Genomic DNA, 22,363 nt, shown 5'->3' on the forward strand with positions numbered 1-22,363 from the left:
TTACCGTTACTCCGTTATTTTTGATTCAATCTGAATAAGGAGTAAGCGATTATGCTTTCTACAAAGAAAAAAGTTCTGGCTGTCGTGATGGGTGGCCTGGCAGTATCCGCCCTGTCGGGCCCGGCATTTGGCCATGGCGCAATGGAAAATCCCAGAGCCCGTCAATGGGAATGCAATAACCAGGGCGGCATGTGGAACCCGGGCTCGATGAAGAGCGCCGCCTGCAGAGCCGCGCTTGAAAACAGTCCTGCAGGCCCAAATGCGTTCGTCAACTGGAATGGTTTTACGGGTTTTGCCAAACCCCCGCACGCGGTCACTCTGACTGATGTTCGCGATGGTATGCTTTGCAGCGGCAGTAACCCGGGCTACGCGGGCTTTAATCTGCCGCGTGCAGACTGGACTGCCACGACCATCCAGCCTGACAGTCATGGTCAGGTCGGCATGACTTACTACTATACCGCGCGACACACGCCGTCTTTCATTGAGTTTTATATCAACAAGAAAGATGTCGACATCACGAAAAAAGCGCTGGGCTGGGATGACGTAGAACTGCTGAAGAAATTTGATATTGCCGCTGGTGATCCCAGCGTTCGTCATACTGTAAACGTCACCATTCCGGCAGACCGCCAGGGCAAAGCGATCATTTTTACCCGCTGGCAGCGAATTGACCCTGTAGGGGAAGGTTTCTATAACTGCAGCGATGTGAATATCAAAGCCCGTGACGGCTCAGAAGCGCCGGCTGGTGGGGGTGAAGAAGAGGAAACTATCCAGAGCAGCTGGACGGAAAAAGGCGACTTCATTACCCAGGCTCATAAGCCAGCCGTGGGTGAAAAAGTCCGCTTTCGCCTGATGGGGGGAACCCGTGGCGACAACCTGATTGACGTTACTCTGCCAATCACCGCACAGAACATCAGTAACAACCAGTGGGTTGTTGAGCTGGGTCAGCTACTGAATCGCGATCACAGCAATGAGCTACAGATTGGTCAAAAACAGCCTGATGGCACCGTTCGCTTTAACGAACAGCTTCCGCTGAGCAACCAGGTCTTCGTCAGCAATAGCATTTATGGTTATGCCATTGAAATTGTGAGTAATGTACAGACACCGGTGATTACACTTAACCGCTACACTATTTCTCCGGTTGCCACCACCAGTGCCACTTACAACTATGCCGTGACCGGTAGCAGCGACAAAGCCGGTGTGAGCTGGAAGTGGAAGCATGTCGCAGGCGATACACAGATCACCGCAAATCCGGCAAATCAGGCAACAACGCAGATCAGCGTTGCCGGTGGCGTGAAAGGCGGCGCAACGGCCACCTTCGAACTGATCGGCACCAGCGCCAATGGCCATGCAGGTAAAGCCACGCTGAAAGTCAATGTCATTGCACCAGACGTCTCTCCAGCCGGCCCGACGAACATCGCTTCGGATAAAGGCGGAAAGTTCACGGCAAAAGCCAACTTTGATTACGATCAGGGTCGCGTGAGCTACCGATGGTCGCTGCTCAAAGATGGCCGCGAAGTCTCCGGTATCGATCAGAATGGTAATGTCATTACCGGTCTGCAGGCAGGCGATTATAAGGTAAAAGTGACCGCTGAGCTGGATAACGGCCAGCGCACCGCGACCGGAACCACTAACCTGAAAGTCACAGCAAAAGAAGAGCCAGCTACCAGCGGCTATGCGACCTGGGTTTCCGGCAACACATACACCGCCGGAAACACAGTAAGCTGGAAGGGCATTAACTACATTGCCCGTAACTGGACGAGGTCTGAACCGGGCAAAGGCAGCGACTGGAAATTGTACGAGAATGCTAAACCGGTCGCGTGGATGTCTACGATGGTTTACGAAAGTGGTAACCTGGTTACCCATGCTGGCAAAACCTGGAGAGCCAGTCAGTGGATTGCTCAGAACAATGCGCCAGGCACAGCCCCTGCATGGATACAGCAATAAACAAATAAAACCGCCCGCGTGACGGGCGGAACATAATATTTTAATGCCCTCGTTTGACACCGACAGCGCGCTGCCGGTGTCTTTTTTATTTGATATTTCAGCGTAATATCAGCAACCAGCCCATTGCCGCGATAACAGGATAAGGCCCAAAGGGAAAGGGTAAACCGGGTTTCACCCGCAGTAAAACCACGCCTGACAGCAGAGCCAGTAAGCTTGAAGCCGTCACAATGTCCAGCAGCGGCAGGGGACCCACCCACGCACCTAATCCCGCCAGTAACTTCATATCTCCTCGCCCCATCCCCTCATGCCCGCGCAACAGACGGAATAACAGAGAGAGCAGCCAGGGGATACCAAATCCCAGACCGGCCGCAATAAGCGCCTGGGGAAGTGTCACGGCGCCGTATCCGCTGGCCGCAAACAACAGGGCAACAACAAGCAACGGCAGTGTGAGCCTGTCCGGCAGAAGCATGGTCTGCAAATCAATAAAGAAAAGCGGCACCAGCAGCGTAACCACAAAGAGGTCGACAATGCTTTGCGGCGTCACGCCTTGCTGCCAGATGATCGTGCCGTATAAAATTGCCATCACGGCCTCAACCAGAGGGTAGCGCAGTGAAATGGCCTGCCCGCATCCGGCACAGCGGCCACGCAGCAACAACCAGCCCAGCAGCGGAATATTGTGATAAACCTTTACCGGTTGTTTACAGCCCGGGCAATGTGAGCCAGGCCAGGATAATGACATCGCCTCACCGTTAAGTATTCGCGGAAGACGGTAAATAATAACGTTACTGAAGCTGCCAAATATGGCACCGGTTAAAATAAAGAAAATAATTTGCATAGAATCCTTTTTTACGCACCATTCTGGAATGGTTAAATCGCATTTGCAGACCACAACCGCGAGAAGCCGGGTATCCTAAGAATATTGCTCGATTTAATGAACGATATGATAACGGCAGGGGCAAAACATCAATGACCCGCACTATATTTAGCTGGGTGCTTTTTTCAGGCCTCTATAGCCTGCTGGCGCTGTTAAGCCTGCGCAGCCAGGATGCCTGGAGTTTTTCTACAACCTGCTGGTTCCCCGCCTCGCTGCTGTTTGCTGTCCTTTGGTTAACCTCTGTTCGTGACTGGCCGGTGTGGCTTGTCACAACCGCGTTCCTGCATCTTTTTATCGACATCTGGATTGGTCACTCACTGGCACTTGCCAGCCTGTTCACCCTGTTCGAAATCACTGTCTACCCCCTGACCATACTCGTTTTTCGTTACAGCGCTCCCCTGTTGTGGCATCCCCTGAGCCATCGCCCCATTGCGCGTGAGCTGGTATGGGTAATGCTGCTTCTCCTGTTTACCTTATGCGGTAGCGCGGTACTCAGCCTCTGTCTGCTCATGGCCGGATACCCCATTTCAACACAGCATTTACTCTACTGGTCGCTCTCTACCCTCACCGGTGTATTGGCCATACTCCCCTTCCTGCACGAACAGGATGAGTCTCCCCTCTCACTTCGGCAGTCGGTGGGGAATGTTCAGACATGGATAGTGATTGGTGCGAATACGCTACTGCAGCTTGGGCTGTTTTTCTCTCCGCTTGAGCCTCTGCAACAGGGGCTTAACCTGCTCTTTTTACAGCTTATGCTGTTGCTGTTAAGTGTGTTCATGCTGTCAGGACGCGGCATAGGCCTGTTACTGTTAGTGCAATACCTGATCGTGGTACTGGCTACCCATCAGAGTAAGGGGATCTTTTTTGAGTTGATGCCAGTGCGACTGCCTGCGATATGGCAGGCTTACTGTTACCTCGTCTTTTCGTCGATACTTGCTGGTTGCCTGCACCAGTATCAGCGCCGGACACAGCTGCAGCTGCAGCAGGCGAAAAACACGGAGACGCTACTTTCCCGCTTTGCGCTTACCGGCAGCAGTCTTTTTTTCCGGCTGGATGTGCCACAACGTACGCTGCACTGGCAGGGTAATACTGAGACGTTTTTCCCCGGTGAACATCAGAGCATCAGTACTCTCGATCTGCTTGAGGCCCATTGCGATGCACCCTTTATGCCAGCATTTATTGACTGGTACACCCGCGGTGAAGAACCGCTGTTCGAAAAAAGGCTGACGATACAACGACTCAATGGGCAACAGTCGTGCTGCCTGTTGACCATGATGCGACTTCCCGGCGACCCTTCACTCACCGGCGGGATAAGCACGTTCAATCCCTTTCATGATCGCCCGTAATAAGCCGAGGGCTTACAACATACGCCGCAGGATCTCCGGCTTACCGGTAACGGTATATTTCAGTACGGCGGCTACGTGCATCACCAGAATGATGCCTAACACCATGCAGCTATAGCGATGAGCCGTGAAAAAGAACTGATTGATAACCGGAACGTCTACAGGACGCGTGACATGCAGAAGACCAAAAAGGTGATAATCCTTATGCAGCATCAGAAAACCGCTCACCAGCACGGCAAAAATGGTCAGATAAAACACCTCGTGCACCAAAGCCACCATCTGCTTTTTACGCAAGGATATACCTGCAGGCCGTTCGATCGACGGACGGAAAAAACGCCAGATAAAACGCACCAGCATGACAGGCGTAGCAATAGTGGCCAGCGACATATTTAATTCTGAGAAGAAGTAAAACCATCTTGTTCCTTCCAGCGCATGCAGAATGTATCCCACGCACATCGCATAAATGATGATCACCGCCACAACCCAATGAAGAATGCGCGTGAAGCGATCATAGCGCGCAACATTTAAAGAACTGGATATCATAACATTTACCTATAAAATTCAGTGTTATCTAAAACAAACCCTGCCAGCGGAGCCAGAAATAAATTAATAATTAATTAGCAGAAAGCAGGTTAAGCGCTGCATCCGGTGCCCGATGGCTGTCTGCGGTAGGTACGTTCAGTAAGCGGTAAACGTGGCCGCCGTAACAGGCATTCCCGGAATGGCAACATTATTGGCTGTATCGCTGGCGATAATCGCTTTGTAATAGTGCAGTGAACATTCAGCTTTTAAGAGTATGTAATTCATTTTTAATAAAACAGTGGAATGACTGAACAGTTCATCAGATATTCAGCGGCATAACCTGGAAAATTCTCAATCAGCTTGCGGTTAACCGTTTATTAGCATTCCTGCCTCTCAACCAGACAGCTCCTGACGAATGTCGATTATCAACGCATGTCTTGTATCTCATGTTTATCAGGAGATTACCAAAATAATGAATGCTAAAAGAGACTGAATTAATTTATTCTGCGCCATTCTCGCTCAGCCGCAGAAATAGTATTCTTCTTAAAATTATCTGGTGTTACAGGCAAACAGGCGACTTGTGCAGAGGAATCTACTTTGATTTACACTCTACTTAATACGCCGTTAAACCCGGCTCCTGCTGACGTTTTTCCTCTCAGAACCCATTCCCTTTCCATGACTGAAATGTGATGAAAAAAACCGTCCTGATTGCTGATGATCACCCCGTCTATTTATTAGGGTTACGTACCCTCCTGCAAACACGCCATGATCGCTATCATATTGTTCATGAAGCGCTGAGCGCTGACGAGGTCATGGACAAGCTTGCACACTCGCCTGTGGATATCATCATTACTGACTTAAGTATGCCCGGCGAGCGCTTCCCGGATGGATTGACCATGATCCAGACGCTGACCCGACGTTATCCGGAAAGTATGGTGGTCGTTGTCACAATGATCACCAACCCCGAACTCCTCGCCTCGCTGCGCCGCTGCGGCGTTCACGCCGTGCTGAATAAAACGAGTCTGTCGACAAATCTGATCCAGAGTTTACACAGTACGAGCCAGGGGCATATGGCTCCCGTAAAAACGGAGGTTCATCTTACACAGCGAGAAACTGAAGTCCTGCGCCTGCTGCTTCGTGGCTTAACCGTGAACCAGATTAGTGGTCAGCTTAAGCGCACTAAGCAAACCATCAGCACACAAAAAATCAGCGCTATGCGCAAGCTCGGCGCCTCAAGCGACTTTGAGTTGTTCCAGTTTGCTCAGAGTCTTGGTCTAGGCACGTAACATGCGCCAGGGCGGGTGGATTCTTCTTCTGCTACTGATACTGATCAACACACCATCCGCGACGGCTGAGCTGAAGATCGGTTTGATTATTGCGCCCCCGTTCGTCTCACAAAATAAAGCCAGCAGTCTGCTGGATGATGAACTTGAAATTTTGTTCATTCATAACCCCAGGCCGGAGGTTCACCGTTTTGTCTCTGCGGATGAGAGTGTGACAGCCCTGAAACAGGGCATCATTGATGTCGTCATTGCCAGCCAGCCGCCAGAGAGCGCTTTGCAAGCCAGTGACCCTATTGTCACTTTTTCTCTGGCTTCTGTTACGCTGCAAAATGGCACCGGTGGCACGCTGTGCTTTCACAACCTTCCGGTTAACATCACAGCCTCCTGCTCGGTGTCAGCGACTACCGCCTCAACGGAAGAGAATATTCAGCGACTGGTTCGTGGCGAAGCCAGCCGCTTTATCGCTCCGGAATTTATTCTGCGCAGCTGGATGGCTCACGCGCCAGCAACCACGTTGTCACTCGATACAGAGGAGGAGCTGCCCGCACTGCATTTTTATGCCTGGGCAATGTCCGATCGCACCGATGCGCTGGAAGAGATCAATGCGCATATTCGGACCATGGCTCCTGAAGATGCGCACTGGCTTGAGGAAAAATGGTTCCTCCCGAACGGCACCGTATTCAGTGCAAGAAACTCGCCAGCCAGCGAAAAGGCCCCTCGCCTGATGCTAAATGTGGTCCTTCCCTTGTCTCCCGCCCCGTTTGTACAGCTTTCGGCCGATGGGCAGATTCGCGGCGTCTGGTACGATCTCATTTCGAAATTGTTCCCCGCCACCCACTTCAGCCTTACGTTTGGGATGAACCCGGCATCACTCCCCCCGCTTATGCAGAGTGAGCACGTTCGCATAAAGATCGTGGCCAGCCAGACGTCACCAGCGCCAGACGCGATTCATTTTGACGAACTCGCCTGGGGTCTGGTCAGCCCCATTCAGCATGCGCTGCCTGCCGTTTTGCCCGGGCTGAAACATCGGCGCATCGCGGTGCTCCAGGATTCCCCTCTCCTTCCTCTATTGCGACATAAGCTACCGTCGGAAAACCTTGTACGGGTGAAGACGCTTTCTCAGGGGTTTGAATTAATGAATGCGGGAGGAGCCAACGGACTGGCGGGAGATGCTTATGCGCTGAACTATGCTCTGCGGCAACGTGAAGATACCTCACTGCAGCTTATGCCGCTCGATCTGCCGGGTACGCCGTTATGGTTTATCGCAGAGAGTTCAGACCCGTTTAAAGAAGAACGGGTCAACGCCATACTGGCATCTGCAACCCGCGCTAGCGTCTTTCGCGAGCGGGCCAGACCGCTGGCTGTCCTTAACAAACAGCAACCTTCTTTAAACCGCACGTTGTGGACTGCATTGCTGGCTGCGATCTTCTTTTGTGTCGCGATTCTGGTGCTGGTCATCTGGAAGATTGCACAACGCCGGCGCAGTCAGCGGGAACAGGATACTTTCGCATTGCATAATGCCCTGTCCTTGTGGCAAACACTCATGAACAATGTCCCGGTGCCGCTGTTTGTCTGCGATCCCTCTGGTCGCCTGACTCGCTATAACGACGCGTTTGTAAACTCCCCGCTTTTGGCGAACGAGCCGGAAGAAGGCAGTCTTTTTGTCAACCTGCCGCTGGGTGAACTCGCAGAGCAATTCGCTCTCCCCAGACGCCTGATGCTACTTAACGCACCCGATCCCCTGACTGGAGAAACGCGTATCGCCCAGGCAGGCGCCACACTCTATTGGTGGTTGTGCAGCTATACCGATAATGTTGGACGACCTCAGGGCATTATTGGCGGTTGGGTTGATATCAGTGAAAAAGCCGAATTGACCGCCGCGCTGAATCTTGCGCTTAGTCAGGCCGAACGCGCAAGCCTGGAAAAATCAAACTTTCTCGCCCGTATGAGCCATGACATCCGCACACCGCTCAATGCCCTGCTTGGGCTGCTGGAGCTGGAAAAAGAGCGTAGTAATAGCCTCATGGTGGCATGGCAGAGCGCAGGCTCATTGCGTGACGTGATTGGCGATATTCTTGATCTCTCTCGCATCGAAGCGGGAGAGTTGCGACTGGAACTGGCGCAACACTCTCTCTGGCAACTCCTCCATACCAACGAGGAGATCTTCGCTCATAGCGCCTCAGCTAAAATGCTGCAGTGGGAGGCCGCGCTGGATGTTCCGCGCCATCAACTGTTTCATATTGATAAGTCCCGGCTTAGCCAGGTAATTGCTAACCTGCTCAGTAACGCCATCAAATATACCCCTGAGGGAAAGGTGACGTTTAGCGCCAGGCTTGAGGGTCAAAAACTTGAATTACGTATCACGGATACCGGAATAGGCATCCCGCCAGATGCCATGCCATCAATCGGTACGCCGTGGTTCCAGTGTGACTCTGCTATGCCGCAAAGCAGCGGACTTGGGCTTGCGATTTGCTATCAGTTAATTGAGCTGATGGCCGGTAAACTCACCCTGAGTAGTGTGCCAGCTCAGGGCACTGAAGTGACGGTTTCGTTGCCTCTGCAGCCTGTCGATGAACAGACCAGAGTCATCACCGAATCAGCGTTCGCGCCGCTTCCGCGCCGCCGCATCATGATTGTCGATGATTTCCCCGCTAACTTAACCGTGCTGAGACTGCAGCTGGAAAAACTGGGACAGGAAGTGATTGGCTGTACCAATGCCCGCGATGCCCTTGCCCGGCTGGCTACCGATCCGGTAGAGGTACTGATTACTGACTGCCAGATGCCAGAAATAGATGGCTATCAACTCGCAACATTGCTGCTGGTAAGAGATATCGCGGGGTTGGCCCCTGCACCGGCTATCCTGCTTGGCTGCACGGCCAATGCGCTGCTGGAAGAGAATGACAGGGCACGCCATGCCGGCATGGACGGTCTGTTGCGTAAACCTCTCACCCTGGATGAACTGCAGCAGGCACTGGCGCAGCATGCCAGTCCCCTCGTCGAGACCTGTGATCTTACAGGGCTTTATCAACTTGCAGAGGGACAACATGATGTGATTACCCTGATGCGCGATCAGATGCGGGAAGCGCTTGAGCAGGACCTGCGGCAGCTCCGGTGTTCCAGCCACTCGGCCGAAGCGCTGAGTAAGCTGGCGCACCGTCTCAAGGCATCATGGAGCTTGCTTTCCATGCGAGAAGCAACCCGTTTCTGCCAGGCAATGGAGGCTCTCCCTGAACTCCTCCGGGCGGGTCTTGTCGATGAGTTACAGCTTTCACCGCTCGCAGAACGTTTCGTGGCATTAATGCAAGAGAGCCTGCTACGCCTGGACAGCGCGCAAGCGGAATTATCTGACAAGTACTAAAGAATACTCTCTGTGGGATCAGTATATTTCTTCACATCAGGTGACGTCATCCAGAGCGCCATCATCATTTCGGAGAAACCACTATGAGTATCAATATTGCTATCGCCCATGAGCATACGATTATTCGTCGCGGCGTTATGTCGATGATTATGAATGCGCCGGCTCTGCCCAGTGACAGCTTTTCCCGCCCCGAAATTAAAGTCACAGGGGATACAGCCTCGCCTTCCGGCCTCATTTCACTGCTGACTGAACAGACGGTTGATATTCTTTTTCTTGGCTTCTCGCTGGCTACCACTCCAGGCCCAAATCCCATTAGTGGCATGGATGGCGTGCTGCTGATTAAGTGGCTCAACCGCAAGTATCCAAAGTTAAAAATGATCGTCCTTTCTCCTTATAAAAATACCCAGCTCATCCGTATGACGCTGGAAGCTGGGGCAAAAGCCTATATCAGCCGGGATACCTGCGAGAAAACGCTGAGCCGGACGCTGAGTTCAGTCATCAACGATGAGGTTTACATTGAACGCGAACTCATGAACGCCCTTTTTCAGAACAATAATCAAGCCAGCAGGGAGCTATCTCCGCGCGAAATTGACGTGCTGCGTATGATGTGTCAGGGGCTTAATCTGACGCAGATCGCTCAGCAGATGAACCTGAGTAATAAGACCGTCAGCGCCCATAAGCTGAGAGCCATGGAGAAACTCAACGTCAGTAACGATTGCCAGCTCTATTGTGTGCTGGCAAAAACGCAGGCGTTCGATATTGCTATTTGAACATCACTATTAATAAGTCTCTTACGGCGTGACCGGCCGACACTTATTTACCCTTAAGAGACGGCCGCATGGCAGAATGACTTTTGCACTAAGGAACGGCTGCTATATTATTTGCCCTGCGTTGATCGGGGGAGATCATTAAACGCTCCTGGCGCAGGCGGCGCGGAAAACACCTCCCCAGATCACGTCCGGATAAATTAAAGCATCAGCGCTGCCTGTCGCCATCTAGAAAACATATTCCATTTCCAGCCACCACGTGCGACCGGGTTCAGTGATCTGCTGATGAGTGGAATAACCGAATTCGCTGACACCAGCCATATTAAGGTGTTCGCTGTAAGCTTTGTTCAGCAGGTTATCAATACCCGCACTCATCTTTAGCTGCTGACTGAACGTATAATCTGCATTCCAGGCCAGGGTACCAAACCCTGCGCTGCTGCTCAGGTCCTGCCCGGTTACGTTTCCTTTTTGGTTGGCGGTGCGATGCTGAGGAGCGACGGCTCGCCACATCACGCCTGTGCTCCAGTCTTCCTGATAGTAATTAAGCATGACGTGCCCTTCCAGTGGCGGCATCTGCGGCAGCGGCTGGCTGTCGGAACGATTTTCTCCCCAGGCGTAATTAAGGCTACTTTCCAGCAACCAGTTCGGTGCAATCTTCCAGCGCGCTCCGGTTTCCCCTCCCATAATGACAGCGTTGGTGTTGCTTGCCTGCGACGGCGTCTGGCTGTAATCGAACAGGATATAGTCGGAAATCCGTCCCACATAAGCGGAGAGCCACGCGCTGACGTTCTCGCCATTAAAGCTCAGACCATTATCCCACTGGAGCGTTTTTTCGCTTTTCAGTGTTTTGAAACTGGCCTGTCCGGCTTTGCCGGAAAAAAATTCCCAGTAGTCCGGGAAACGCTCGGTATAACCTACGCCACTGTAGAGTGTAAGCGGGGCATCCGGCAGCGTATGCTCAACGCGCATAAAGGCACCGGGCAGTACGTCACTGCGTGATGCGAAATCTGGTGAGCGCTTGTCGTCAACCCTGACATGATCCAGACGTGCGCCGGTGATGAACTTATTGTCGCTGTTTAATTCAGTCTGGAGCTCACTGAAAATGCCTGCCTGAATGAACTGCGCGTCATCGCGCCAGCCTGCCGCATTCTTTCTACGGTGAGTCTTACGCATCATGTCGGTGCCGGTCGTCAGCTGATTAGCGTCAGACTCCCAGACAGTACTCAGCCGGGTTCCCATCGTAACCCCACCGACTTCACTTTTGCGTTTTGGCCCAGCGGTCTGGCGCAGACTGTAGTTGTCCATGATGTGGTCGGTGTCGTTGTAGTAACTTTGCCAGCTGACTTTTCTCAGACGATCGCTTAACGCATATTTTTCCAGCTTCAATGCGGCACTTTTGCGCGCAAAACGGCTGCCGTCCATCATGCGTCCCGCATAGCGGGCTTCGCCGTCACTGGCCCCCATGCTCAGTTCCGCCAGCGTATCGTCATCCGGCGTCAGCCCCAGAGTGACGCCGCTGTTCCATTTACGCCACTTGCCTGGCACCCGATTGCTGTCGCCATCCCGGTAATCCTCCGCTTCCGAACGGTTGCCGTCTAAACGGATATAGCCCGAACGATTACCCAACACAGTATTGACGTTCTGATCTGAGCGACCATTCGCCCCCTGAAGAAGGTTAACCGAGCCTTTAATCCCCGGCTCGCTGAACAGTTCGGGCTGACGCTCAAACAGCAGCGTGCCCGCCGAGGCCATCGGCCCGTGGGTAACGCTTTGTGGCCCTTTGACAACCGTCAGCGTGTCGTAACTTTTGGGGGTGATGTAGGCAGTCGGGGTATCCATTCTGGAGCCACACCCCCCCTGCGTACTGGCACCATCGCTCAGAATATTCAGCCGGGAACCGAACATGCCGCGCAATACAGGATCGCCATTGCTGCCCCCGCTACGCAGTATCGAGAAGCCCGGGATTGTTTTCAGTAAATCTGCACCATCACTGGCCGGAACAGGCTGGCGCGGCGTTTGAGTAGAGGTCACCAGATGGCCCGGATTATTTACCGGGGCGGTTACGGTCATTACCTGCTCTGCCGTTGCCGGACATGCTGCAGCACATGAGAGAGCCAATATCAGCGGGCGCAGCGTTACCCTGGTGCATTTATTATGCAAAGGGGTCGTAGACATAATTATATTCCGTTGTAATCAGGATGAAATTAAGTCCACTATTGTTGTTGATAGAGTGAAAAGAATACACGCCAGTCACCTGGGAATACGCTTTTCCTGAAAGAGAAATATCTCTGACTAAGTAAGGAATTTATTCTAAATAAGCCGTACGGTTTCTACTATAAGGAGGGACTTAAATACAGAGAGGTCTTACCACGCCAGAGATAAATAGAGTAAGACCCATTATCAGAGTGAATTAACATCGGCAGAGGCATAAAAAAGCAACATAACCTGGTCAGCCGCTGAACAAAAAACCTGAGGGCTGAAGAGTGCTTTTTTGATTAATCGGAATATATATAGGTTGTTACCGATAGCGAACTCCGCTTTATTCCCTCTTATTTTAATAGATGTCATGTGCAGGTAAAGACCTATTTATTGCGCCTTCACTGCTTACGCGTTTTTAATGTCACGTCACGCCGCAATCGAATAAAACGGCCCGCAGGCCGTTTCACAGAAGGCAGTTCAGGCGAGTGTTCCGGCACCGCGGCAGTTAGGCGAAGCCAGTACGGTATCCTGCAACCCTTCCCACTCTTTCAGGGTGTACGTATGCAGGGCTAAAGCATGAACACTGCCCGCGAGTTCTGCCGCCAGTTCGCCATAAATCAGGCGGTGACGCGCCAGAAAACGCTGGCCCGCAAAGCAGTCGCTGACAATCACCACTTTGAAGTGACTTTCGGATCCGGCAGGCACGTTGTGCCGGTAGCTCTCGTCATGTACTTCCAGATGAGCTGGCTGAAACGCCACACGCAGCTTTTCTTCTATTTGTTCGCGGATCATGGCTATTACTCCTCAATGGCGAGCGCGGTGCCCCATCTCATTCAATCTTAGTCGCTTTTAGTGCGCTTACCTGTCAGCGGACGCTAAATATTGCATTTTATGTCAGCCCGCCTCTGGCGCGCATAATAACGCAGCTGAAACCAACATCAAACCAGCCTGTCAGAGAAGAGGCTTAAAACGGTTTCAGACACAATTTCCCCGGCAACAGGGCTTTTTTCACTGCCGGGCAATGCTATGATGACCGCAGTTTTTGCAAACCAACCCCCTGACACCAACGAGAAAAAGTATGTTGAAAAAACTGTTATTCCCACTGTTGGCTGCGTTCATTTTAGCCGGCTGTGCAACCAGCACGAATACCCTTACCATCCAGCCTAAAATTCAGTTGCCACAGCAGGATCCAGGCCTGATGGGCGTGACCGTCAGCATCAACGGTGCCGACCAGCGTAAAGATCAGGCGCTGGCAAAAGTAAACCGTGATGGTCAGTTAGTGACCCTGACGCCATCGCGCGATCTGCGTTTCCTGCTGCAGGAAGTGCTGGAGAAGCAGATGACCGCACGTGGCTATATGGTGGGTCCTAATGGCGCGGTTGATCTGCAGATTGTGGTTAACAACCTCTATGCCGACGTGACACAGGGCAATGTGCGCTACAGCATCACCACAAAAGCCGACATCTCTATCATCGCGACAGCGAAAAACGGCAACAAACAGGTTAAAAACTACCGCCAGACTTACAGCGTAGAAGGCGCGTTCAACGCCAATAACCAGAAGATTACCAACGCGGTGAACGCCACCATGAGCGATGTAATCGCGGACATGGCGCAGGACACGAGCGTGAACGACTTCATCAAACAGAACGCCCGTTAATATCCTCACTTCTCTGCCCTGCCTCGTGCAGGGCTTTTTGTTATCTGCAGGATCCGCATGAACCACTACCTTCGCCTCTTCAGCCAGAAAAACGCCGCCGTCTTACTGCTCCTCGGTTTTGCTTCCGGATTACCGCTGGCACTTACATCGGGCACGTTGCAGGCGTGGATGACAGTGGAAAATGTCGATCTGAAAACTATCGGCTTCTTTTCGCTGGTCGGCCAGGCTTACGTCTTTAAATTTCTCTGGTCGCCGATGATGGACCGCTATACGCCACCTTTTCTGGGACGGCGTCGCGGTTGGTTGCTGCTCAGTCAGCTGGCGCTGGTGGGCGGAATCTTCGCGATGGGGTTTCTGCAACCCGGGCGCGATCTGACACTGATGGCCGCGCTGGCGGTGCTGATTGCCTTCTGCTCCGCCTCGCAGGATATCGTCTTTGATGCCTGGAAAACGGATATCCTGCCGCCTGAAGAGCGTGGCAGCGGTGCGGCAATCACCGTGCTGGGTTATCGACTGGCGATGCTCATTTCCGGCGGGCTGGCGTTGTGGCTGGCTGACCGCTATCTGGGCTGGCAGGCAACCTACTGGCTGATGGCATTGATGATGGTGCCAGGTATTATCGCGACGCTGATGGCAAGCGAGCCGGACACCCGTATCTCCACTCCTCATTCGCTGCGTCAGGCGGTGGTCGATCCGCTAAAAGATTTCTTTCAGCGCAACAACGCCTGGCTGCTGATTACCCTGATTATCCTTTACAAGCTGGGCGATGCCTTTGCTGCCTCGCTGACTACCACCTTTCTGATTCGCGGCGTGGGTTTCAATGCAGGCGATGTCGGCCTGGTTAATAAGACGCTGGGCCTGCTGGCAACCATTATCGGGGCGCTCTATGGCGGCGTGCTGATGCAGCGCCTGAGTCTGTTCAGGGCGCTGATGATTTTCGGCGTGCTGCAGGCGGTCTCGAACTTTGGTTACTGGCTACTGGCAGTGACAGACAAACAGTTGTGGAGCATGGCCAGCGCGGTCTTTGTGGAAAACCTCTGCGGCGGCATGGGCACCGCAGCCTTTGTGGCGCTGTTAATGACACTCTGCAACAAATCATTCTCAGCCACCCAGTTCGCCCTGCTGTCGGCACTGTCAGCCGTTGGCCGGGTCTATGTCGGCCCGGCGGCGGGCTGGCTGGTAGAACTCTGGGGCTGGCCGACCTTTTATGCTTTCACTGTGGTAGCAGGCCTGCCGGGCCTGGTGCTGCTGGCTTTTTGCCGTCAAACGCTTAATCAGGTCGAGCAAAGTGGCAATTTCCTCACACGAAGCTACTATCCTCATGGTTATCGCTGGACAAATCGTCTGTTTGCAACCGGATGCGGCGTGCTGGCTCTGTGGCTTGTTGCGCTGGCACTGAATGCACTGGGACTGACTGCGCTGGCACCGCTGCTTACCCGCCTGTTTGAGCTGGGCATGGCCCTCTCGCTACTGGCGGTGCTTGCCGGGGTGTTGCTGGACTACCGGGCGCTGAAGAAAACGCCGGTGTTGCCGGCATCAGACGCTTAAGCGAAATCGATAGGTTAACGCGCTGCGACTTATTTTTTAAGCACTGGATAAGTCGCCATCATTTATCATCGCGTGTTATTTTTAAAAAATAACAATATGACCTGAGGAGGCGTAGCGGAAATACTAAAAACCGGTGAGCAATTACTTTGTTTAAATTTCATCGCACAAATGATACGGACTTGTTAAATAATTGGGGATTAAAAGTACGGGTTATTCCTTTCCCTGATTTTTTTACGGTTACTTCCATTGATTTTTGTTATATTGGTGGCAACTGCTTGTCTGCGTTAATTTTTTGTCACCTGGCGCAACATCTGTGACACCCTTAGCAAAAGGTGTCAACACGTATCTGACACATCCTTAAGCTGGTTTACACTGCATAAACCTTCCCGTAAAATGCGCGCACACTTAAACGACAATAGAGCCCTTTGTCATTGAGGTCGTTAAATGAGACTCAGTAAATACAATAAAAGTTTGGGGATTTTGTCATTAATTGCAGGCACTTTATTAATGAGTGGCTGTGATAGTGCATTGTTAAATCCCAAAGGACAGATTGCACTGGAGCAACGTTCGCTGATACTGACTGCCTTTGGCCTGATGTTGATCGTCGTGATTCCCGCAGTCCTGATGGCCGTGGTGTTTGCCTGGAAGTACCGGGCGTCCAACACGAATGCGAAGTACAGCCCTAACTGGTCACACTCTAACAAAGTGGAAGCCGTGGTCTGGACCATTCCGATCCTGATCATTCTCTTCCTTAGCGTACTGACCTGGAAATCGACCCACGCACTGGAGCCCAGCAAACCGCTGCAATCTGATGTGAAACCGGTTGAGATCGATGTGGTTGCACTGGACTGGAAATGGTTGTTCATTTACCCGGAGCAGGGTATTGCGACTGTGAACCAGATTGCCTTCCCGGCAAATACTCCGGTGAACTTCAAAATTACGTCTAACTCCGTCATGAACTCTTTCTTCATCCCAACGCTCGGCAGCCAGATCTATGCGATGGCTGGTATGCAGACCAAACTGCATCTGATTGCGAATGAGCCGGGAACTTTCGACGGTATCTCTGCGAACTTCAGTGGTCGTGGTTTCTCTGGCATGAAGTTTAAAGCCATTGCAACTAAAGACGATGCGGAATTCCAGCAGTGGGTGGCTAAAGTTAAAGCAGCCCCTAACACGCTGACTACTATGGATGATTTCGAGAAAGTGGCTGTGCCAAGCGAAAATCACCCGGTGGAATATTTCTCTTCAGCTGATCCGAAACTGTTCATGCAAGTCATCGACAAGTTCAAGATGAGCCACGGGAAAATGGACATGCCACAGCATGAAGGTATGGACATGAGTCACGCCGCTTCCGCGGGAGCCGAGGAATAATACGATGTTCGGAAAATTAACACTTGATGCAGTGCCGTACCATGAGCCGATTATCATGGTTACGGTTGCCGCTATCCTGATAGGTGGAGCGGCGCTGGTCGCTGCGCTCACCTATTTTGGTAAGTGGAAATATCTGTGGTCTGAATGGCTGACGTCAGTCGACCACAAACGCCTGGGTATCATGTATATCATCATGGCGTTCGTCATGCTGATTCGTGGTTTCGCTGATGCCATTATGATGCGTACCCAGCAGGTTATGGCTTCGGCCGGTGAAGCGGGCATTCTGCCACCGCACCACTACGACCAGATCTTTACCGCGCATGGCGTGATTATGATCTTCTTCGTGGCAATGCCTTTCGTGGTTGGCCTGATGAACATCGCGGTTCCGTTGCAGATTGGTGCACGTGACGTTGCGTTCCCGTTCCTGAACAACCTGAGCTTCTGGTTTACTGCGGTCGGTGTGATCCTGGTTAACCTGTCTCTGGGTGTGGGCGAGTTCGCACAGACCGGCTGGCTGGCTTATCCGCCGCTTTCCGGCGCGGAGTACAGTCCCGGGGTCGGGGTCGATTACTGGATCTGGAGCCTTCAGCTCTCAGGTATCGGTACGACCTTAACCGGTATTAACTTCTTCGTGACCATCCTGAAGATGCGCGCACCAGGCATGAGCCTGTTCAAAATGCCGGTCTTTACCTGGACCGCGCTGTGCACCAACGTCCTGATCATCGCTGCGTTCCCGGTTCTGACCGTGACCCTGGCGCTGTTGACCCTTGATCGTTATCTCGGCTTCCATTTCTTCACCAATGAAATGGGCGGGAACATGATGATGTACGTCAACCTGATCTGGGTCTGGGGCCATCCGGAAGTGTATATCCTGGTACTGCCGGTGTTTGGTGTGTTCGCAGAAATTACCGCGACCTTCTCCAAAAAACGTCTGTTTGGTTATACCTCACTGGTGTGGGCGACCATCGCCATTACCGTGCTGTCGTTTATCGTCTGGTTGCACCACTTCTTCACCATGGGTGCAGGTGCCAACGTTAACGCCTTCTTCGGTATCATGACGATGATCATCGCGATTCCGACCGGGGTTAAAATCTTTAACTGGCTGTTCACTATGTATCAGGGTCGCATTCAGATGCACTCTGCCATGCTGTGGACCGTTGGCTTCCTGGTAACCTTCTCTGTAGGGGGTATGACCGGCGTACTGCTGGCCGTTCCGGGCGCTGACTTTATTCTGCACAACAGCCTGTTCCTGATTGCACACTTCCATAACGTTATCATCGGTGGTGTGGTCTTCGGTTGTATGGCGGGCGTGACCTACTGGTTCCCGAAAGCCTTCGGCTTCACCCTGAACGAAACCTGGGGTAAGCGCGCATTCTGGTTCTGGATCATTGGCTTCTTCGTAGCCTTTATGCCGCTGTACGCACTGGGCTTCATGGGTATGACCCGTCGTCTGAGTCAGGATATCGATCCACAGTTCCACCCTCTTCTGGTGGTTGCTGCGGTCGGTGCAGGTCTGATTGCACTGGGTATCCTGTGTCAGCTGACTATGTTCTACGTTTCAGTACGTGATCGCGATCAGAACCGTGATGTGACAGGTGACCCGTGGGGCGGTCGTACGCTGGAGTGGGCAACCTCTTCACCGCCACCGTTCTACAACTTTGCTGTCATCCCACATGTCCATGAGCGTGATGCGTTCTGGGAAATGAAAGAGAAAGGCGAAGCATACAAACAGCCGGCATCGTATGAAGAGATTCATATGCCGAAAAACAGTGGTGCTGCAATCGTCATCTGCGCATTCGCCACCGTAATGGGCTTCGCGCTGATCTGGCATATCTGGTGGATGGCGGGTCTTTCATTCCTCGGCATGATCGTTACCTGGATCGTGAAGAGCTTCGACGAAGACGTGGATTACTACGTTCCGGTTGCTGAAGTTCAGAAGATTGAAAACCAGCACTTTGACGAAATCAGCAAAGCAGGTCTGAAATAATGTCAACTGAAACTCTGATTAAACATCACCACGACGCCCATGCGGAGCATGGGCATCACGATGCAGGAGCCAATAAAGTCTTTGGCTTCTGGATCTACCTGATGAGTGACTGCATTATCTTCGCAACCCTGTTTGCGACCTATGCTGTCATGGTCAACAACACTGCCGGTGGCCCGGCAGGTAAAGACATCTTTGAGCTGCCGTTCGTTCTGGTAGAAACCGCCCTGCTGCTGTTGAGTTCAATCACTTACGGCATGGCTGTTATCTCCATGAACAAGGAGCAAAAAGGTGCCGTTATCGGCTGGCTGGCGCTGACCTTCCTGTTCGGTCTGGGCTTCATCGGGATGGAAATCTATGAATTCCATCACCTGATTGCTGAAGGCTTTGGTCCGGATCGCAGTGGCTTCCTGTCTGGCTTCTTTACGCTGGTCGGTACGCACGGTCTGCACGTAACCTCAGGTCTGATCTGGATGCTGGTTCTGATGTTCCAGGTGTCCAAACGTGGCCTGAACGCGACTAACCGCACCCGTATCATGTGTCTGAGCCTGTTCTGGCACTTCCTGGACGTGGTCTGGATTTGCGTCTTCACCGTTGTTTACCTGATGGGAGCCATGTAATGAGTCATTCTGTTAACGAACATGGCGCTTCACACGGTAGCGTGAAGTCCTACATGATCGGCTTCATCCTCTCTATCATCCTGACGGCAATCCCGTTCTGGATGGTAATGGATGGCAGTGCATCTCACGGTACTATTCTCGGTGTTGTTCTGGTCTGTGCGATCATCCAGGTGCTGGTTCACCTGGTGTACTTCCTGCACTTAGACAGCAAATCTGAGGGTGGCTGGAACATGGTAGCCATTGTTTTCTCGGCCATCATCATCCTGATTGTCGTAGTGGGCTCACTGTGGATCATGTGGAACCTCAACTACAACATGATGCCTCACTAAAGAGTCACACGTAATGTTTAAGCAATACCTGCAAGTTACAAAACCAGGAATTATTTTCGGGAATTTAATTTCTGTGATCGGCGGATTCCTGTTGGCTTCCAAAGGCAACACGGATTACGCCCTGTTTCTCTTCACCCTGGTGGGCGTGTCACTGGTGGTTGCATCGGGTTGTGTTTTCAACAACGTGATTGACCGCGACATTGACATCAAGATGGAGAGAACCAGGAATCGGGTGCTGGTAAAAGGCCTTATCTCCGCGAAAGTAAGCCTGGTTTATGCCACTGTGCTGGGTATTGCTGGCTTTGCGTTGCTCTACTTCGGTGCTAATCCGCTGGCCATGTGGCTGGCGGTGATGGGCTTCGTGGTGTACGTAGGCATCTACAGTCTTTACATGAAGCGTAATTCCGTTTACGGAACGCTGATTGGCAGTCTGTCGGGTGCTGCGCCGCCGGTTATCGGCTACTGCGCGGTCTCTAACCAGTTTGATGCTGGCGCGTTAATCCTGCTGGCGATCTTTAGCCTGTGGCAGATGCCGCATTCGTATGCGATTGCTATCTTCCGCTTTAAAGATTATCAGGCAGCGAACATCCCGGTTCTGCCGGTGGTGAAAGGCATTTCCGTGGCTAAGAATCATATTACGCTTTATATCCTGGCGTTTATGATTGCCACGCTGATGCTGACGCTGGGAGGCTACGCAGGCTACAAATATCTGGTGGTGGCCGCTGCGGTCAGCGTCTGGTGGCTGGGCATGGCATTATCGGGTTATAAAACCGCAGATGACCGTGTCTGGGCAAGAAAAGTGTTCGTCTTCTCTATCGTGACCATCACCGCGCTGAGCGTGATGATGTCGGTAGATTCGCTGGCTCCGGCCTCGAAGGACCTGCTGACTTACGTCTGGTAACCGGCACCGATACAGCATGAAAAGGGCGCGATTTTCGCGCCCTTTCTTTTTGTTACCACTGCTTAAAAACTATTGTTTTACCCGCCCTGCCCCGCCACCTAGAATAACTGCAGCACATTAACAGAGGTTGGAATGAACGATAACAAAATGACTCCGGTGGAGCTGCGCGCCACATGGGGCCTCGGTACGGTCTTTTCCCTGCGCATGCTGGGAATGTTTATGGTCCTGCCGGTACTGACCACCTATGGCATGGCATTACAGGGCGCGAGTGAAACCTTAATCGGTCTGGCAATTGGCATCTATGGCCTTGCCCAGGCAATCTTTCAGATTCCTTTTGGTTTGCTCTCCGATCGCATCGGCCGCAAGCCGTTGATCGTGGGCGGACTCTTGCTGTTTGTCCTGGGCAGCATAATCGCTGCCTGCACCGACTCCATCTGGGGCATCATTCTGGGCCGTGCGCTTCAGGGTTCAGGGGCCATTGCGGCTGCCGTGATGGCACTGTTATCCGATTTAACCCGTGAGCAGAACCGCACTAAAGCGATGGCGTTTATCGGTATCAGTTTTGGCGTGACCTTCGCGATTGCGATGGTCGTGGGCCCGATTGTCACTCATGCAATGGGCCTGCATGCGCTGTTCTGGATGATTGCGATTCTGGCATCACTGGGTATCGTGATTACCCTGATGGTGGTGCCGTCTGCTTCCCATCATGTGCTGAACCGTGAGTCGGGCATGGTGAAAGGCAGCTTCCGCAAAGTGCTGGCGAACCCGCGTCTGGTGAAACTTAACATCGGTATTTTCTGCCTGCACGTCCTGCTGATGTCGAGCTTTGTCGCCTTGCCAGGACAGTTTGAACAGGCTGGATTCCCGGCCCCCGAGCACTGGAAAGTTTATCTCTGCACTATGCTGATCGCCTTTGCGGGCGTGGTGCCGTTCATAATTTATGCCGAAGTGAAGCGCCGCATGAAGCGTGTCTTTGTCGGCTGCGTCGGAATGATTGTCATTGCTGAGATCGTGTTGTGGGGCGCGGAAGGTCATTTCTGGACGCTGGTAGTGGGTGTTCAGCTCTTTTTCTTCGCCTTCAATCTGATGGAAGCCATTCTGCCTTCCCTGATCAGTAAAGAGTCACCCGCTGGCTATAAAGGTACGGCGATGGGGATCTACTCCACCAGCCAGTTCCTGGGCGTGGCCGTTGGCGGCAGCATGGGTGGCTGGGTGTTTGGACATTTCGATGCGCAGACCGTGTTCCTGGTAGGCGCGATGGTGGCAGCAGCCTGGCTGTTTGTCAGCATGACAATGCAGGAGCCACCCTATGTAAGCAGCCTGCGCATCGTGCTGAGCGATGCTGCCCTTGCTGTGCCGAATCTGGAACAGCGCCTGAAAGCACAGCCGGGGGTTAACGCCGTGTTTATCGTGCCGGAAGAGAAAAGCGCGTATATCAAGATCGACAGTAAAGTTACCAGCCGTCCTGAACTGGAAGCGCTGCTGGGTAGTTGCTGATAAAAGCCGGTTTTGGTGGGTTAGCGGTGAGATCGGGTTGGCTTTGAAAGCGGGTTTAAGAGGGTGAGCAGCACCATTTAGTTTTGCTGTCAGATCGAGCTGGCTCAGGGAACAGAGTCAGATCGGAAAGATGCAATAGCCCCCCTCCATGGCCCGTGCGATTAGG

General features: G+C 52.5%; 17 protein-coding genes. 13 read left to right on the forward strand and 4 right to left on the reverse strand.

Annotated elements, in window-relative coordinates:
• Nucleotides 1-51: 51 nt before the first annotated feature.
• Complete coding sequence (locus ACR8BF_RS14540; RefSeq protein WP_434745176.1) at nucleotides 52-1,944, forward strand: lytic polysaccharide monooxygenase; 1,893 nt, start codon at nucleotides 52-54, stop codon at nucleotides 1,942-1,944.
• 97 nt (nucleotides 1,945-2,041) lie between these two features.
• On the opposite strand, the gene ACR8BF_RS14545 is transcribed toward ACR8BF_RS14540, so the two are convergent.
• Nucleotides 2,042-2,779, reverse strand: a complete 738-nt coding sequence (locus tag ACR8BF_RS14545; protein WP_434745177.1) for a prepilin peptidase — start codon at nucleotides 2,777-2,779, stop codon at nucleotides 2,042-2,044.
• 131 nt (nucleotides 2,780-2,910) lie between these two features.
• On the opposite strand from ACR8BF_RS14545, the gene ACR8BF_RS14550 reads away from it, so the two are divergent.
• Nucleotides 2,911-4,164 carry a hypothetical protein gene (locus ACR8BF_RS14550; protein ID WP_434745178.1) on the forward strand — a complete coding sequence of 418 codons (1,254 nt, stop codon included), beginning with the start codon at nucleotides 2,911-2,913 and terminating at the stop codon, nucleotides 4,162-4,164.
• Between the two features lie 12 nt (nucleotides 4,165-4,176).
• On the opposite strand, the gene ACR8BF_RS14555 is transcribed toward ACR8BF_RS14550, so the two are convergent.
• Entirely contained in the window at nucleotides 4,177-4,641 is a 465-nt protein-coding gene (locus ACR8BF_RS14555; RefSeq protein ID WP_434745179.1) for a cytochrome b, read from the reverse strand.
• Nucleotides 4,642-5,372: 731 nt separating this feature from the next.
• Here ACR8BF_RS14555 and ACR8BF_RS14560 point away from each other — a divergent pair.
• The 3 genes from ACR8BF_RS14560 to ACR8BF_RS14570 all read left to right on the forward strand — a co-directional run bounded on the left by ACR8BF_RS14560 (nucleotide 5,373) and on the right by ACR8BF_RS14570 (nucleotide 10,094).
• Nucleotides 5,373-5,969 (forward strand): response regulator transcription factor, encoded by a 597-nt coding sequence (locus ACR8BF_RS14560; protein WP_179896774.1) that lies wholly within the window; start codon nucleotides 5,373-5,375, stop codon nucleotides 5,967-5,969.
• 1 nt (nucleotide 5,970) lies between these two features.
• Complete coding sequence (locus ACR8BF_RS14565) at nucleotides 5,971-9,324, forward strand: ATP-binding protein (RefSeq protein WP_434745180.1); 3,354 nt, start codon at nucleotides 5,971-5,973, stop codon at nucleotides 9,322-9,324.
• Nucleotides 9,325-9,407: 83 nt separating this feature from the next.
• Complete coding sequence (locus tag ACR8BF_RS14570) at nucleotides 9,408-10,094, forward strand: LuxR C-terminal-related transcriptional regulator (protein ID WP_434745181.1); 687 nt, start codon at nucleotides 9,408-9,410, stop codon at nucleotides 10,092-10,094.
• Between the two features lie 225 nt (nucleotides 10,095-10,319).
• Here the strand turns inward: ACR8BF_RS14570 and ACR8BF_RS14575 are convergent, their stop codons facing one another.
• The gene (locus ACR8BF_RS14575; RefSeq protein ID WP_434745182.1) at nucleotides 10,320-12,161 is read right to left on the reverse strand and encodes a TonB-dependent copper receptor; all 1,842 of its coding nucleotides are present in this window, start codon (nucleotides 12,159-12,161) and stop codon (nucleotides 10,320-10,322) included.
• Between the two features lie 606 nt (nucleotides 12,162-12,767).
• Nucleotides 12,768-13,082, reverse strand: coding sequence for a transcriptional regulator BolA (gene bolA / locus ACR8BF_RS14580; protein WP_008924895.1), 315 nt, complete (start codon nucleotides 13,080-13,082; stop codon nucleotides 12,768-12,770).
• Nucleotides 13,083-13,368: 286 nt separating this feature from the next.
• On the opposite strand from bolA, the gene ACR8BF_RS14585 reads away from it, so the two are divergent.
• The 8 genes from ACR8BF_RS14585 to ACR8BF_RS14620 all read left to right on the forward strand — a co-directional run bounded on the left by ACR8BF_RS14585 (nucleotide 13,369) and on the right by ACR8BF_RS14620 (nucleotide 22,197).
• Nucleotides 13,369-13,947: a lipoprotein gene (locus ACR8BF_RS14585; protein ID WP_179896781.1), complete on the forward strand. Its 579-nt coding sequence runs from the start codon at nucleotides 13,369-13,371 to the stop codon at nucleotides 13,945-13,947.
• A 57-nt stretch (nucleotides 13,948-14,004) separates the two neighbouring features.
• On the forward strand, nucleotides 14,005-15,495 hold the full coding sequence (gene ampG, locus ACR8BF_RS14590; protein WP_313699864.1) for a muropeptide MFS transporter AmpG: 1,491 nt from the start codon (nucleotides 14,005-14,007) through the stop codon (nucleotides 15,493-15,495).
• A 444-nt stretch (nucleotides 15,496-15,939) separates the two neighbouring features.
• Complete coding sequence (gene cyoA / locus ACR8BF_RS14595) at nucleotides 15,940-16,866, forward strand: cytochrome o ubiquinol oxidase subunit II (RefSeq protein ID WP_179896785.1); 927 nt, start codon at nucleotides 15,940-15,942, stop codon at nucleotides 16,864-16,866.
• 4 nt (nucleotides 16,867-16,870) lie between these two features.
• The gene (cyoB, locus tag ACR8BF_RS14600) at nucleotides 16,871-18,853 is read left to right on the forward strand and encodes a cytochrome o ubiquinol oxidase subunit I (protein ID WP_292989579.1); all 1,983 of its coding nucleotides are present in this window, start codon (nucleotides 16,871-16,873) and stop codon (nucleotides 18,851-18,853) included.
• Nucleotides 18,853-19,470: a cytochrome o ubiquinol oxidase subunit III gene (locus ACR8BF_RS14605; protein WP_013356987.1), complete on the forward strand. Its 618-nt coding sequence runs from the start codon at nucleotides 18,853-18,855 to the stop codon at nucleotides 19,468-19,470. The genes cyoB and ACR8BF_RS14605 overlap by 1 nt, the downstream gene beginning before the upstream one ends.
• The gene (locus ACR8BF_RS14610) at nucleotides 19,470-19,799 is read left to right on the forward strand and encodes a cytochrome o ubiquinol oxidase subunit IV (protein WP_136196568.1); all 330 of its coding nucleotides are present in this window, start codon (nucleotides 19,470-19,472) and stop codon (nucleotides 19,797-19,799) included. The genes ACR8BF_RS14605 and ACR8BF_RS14610 overlap by 1 nt, the downstream gene beginning before the upstream one ends.
• A 13-nt stretch (nucleotides 19,800-19,812) precedes the next feature.
• Nucleotides 19,813-20,700 (forward strand): heme o synthase, encoded by an 888-nt coding sequence (gene cyoE, locus ACR8BF_RS14615; protein WP_090963256.1) that lies wholly within the window; start codon nucleotides 19,813-19,815, stop codon nucleotides 20,698-20,700.
• A 132-nt stretch (nucleotides 20,701-20,832) separates the two neighbouring features.
• Nucleotides 20,833-22,197, forward strand: coding sequence for an MFS transporter (locus tag ACR8BF_RS14620; RefSeq protein WP_313699867.1), 1,365 nt, complete (start codon nucleotides 20,833-20,835; stop codon nucleotides 22,195-22,197).
• Nucleotides 22,198-22,363 lie beyond the last annotated feature (166 nt).

This window comes from Candidatus Pantoea rara (genome assembly GCF_051136265.1).
GTDB lineage: Bacteria > Pseudomonadota > Gammaproteobacteria > Enterobacterales > Enterobacteriaceae > Pantoea > Pantoea rara.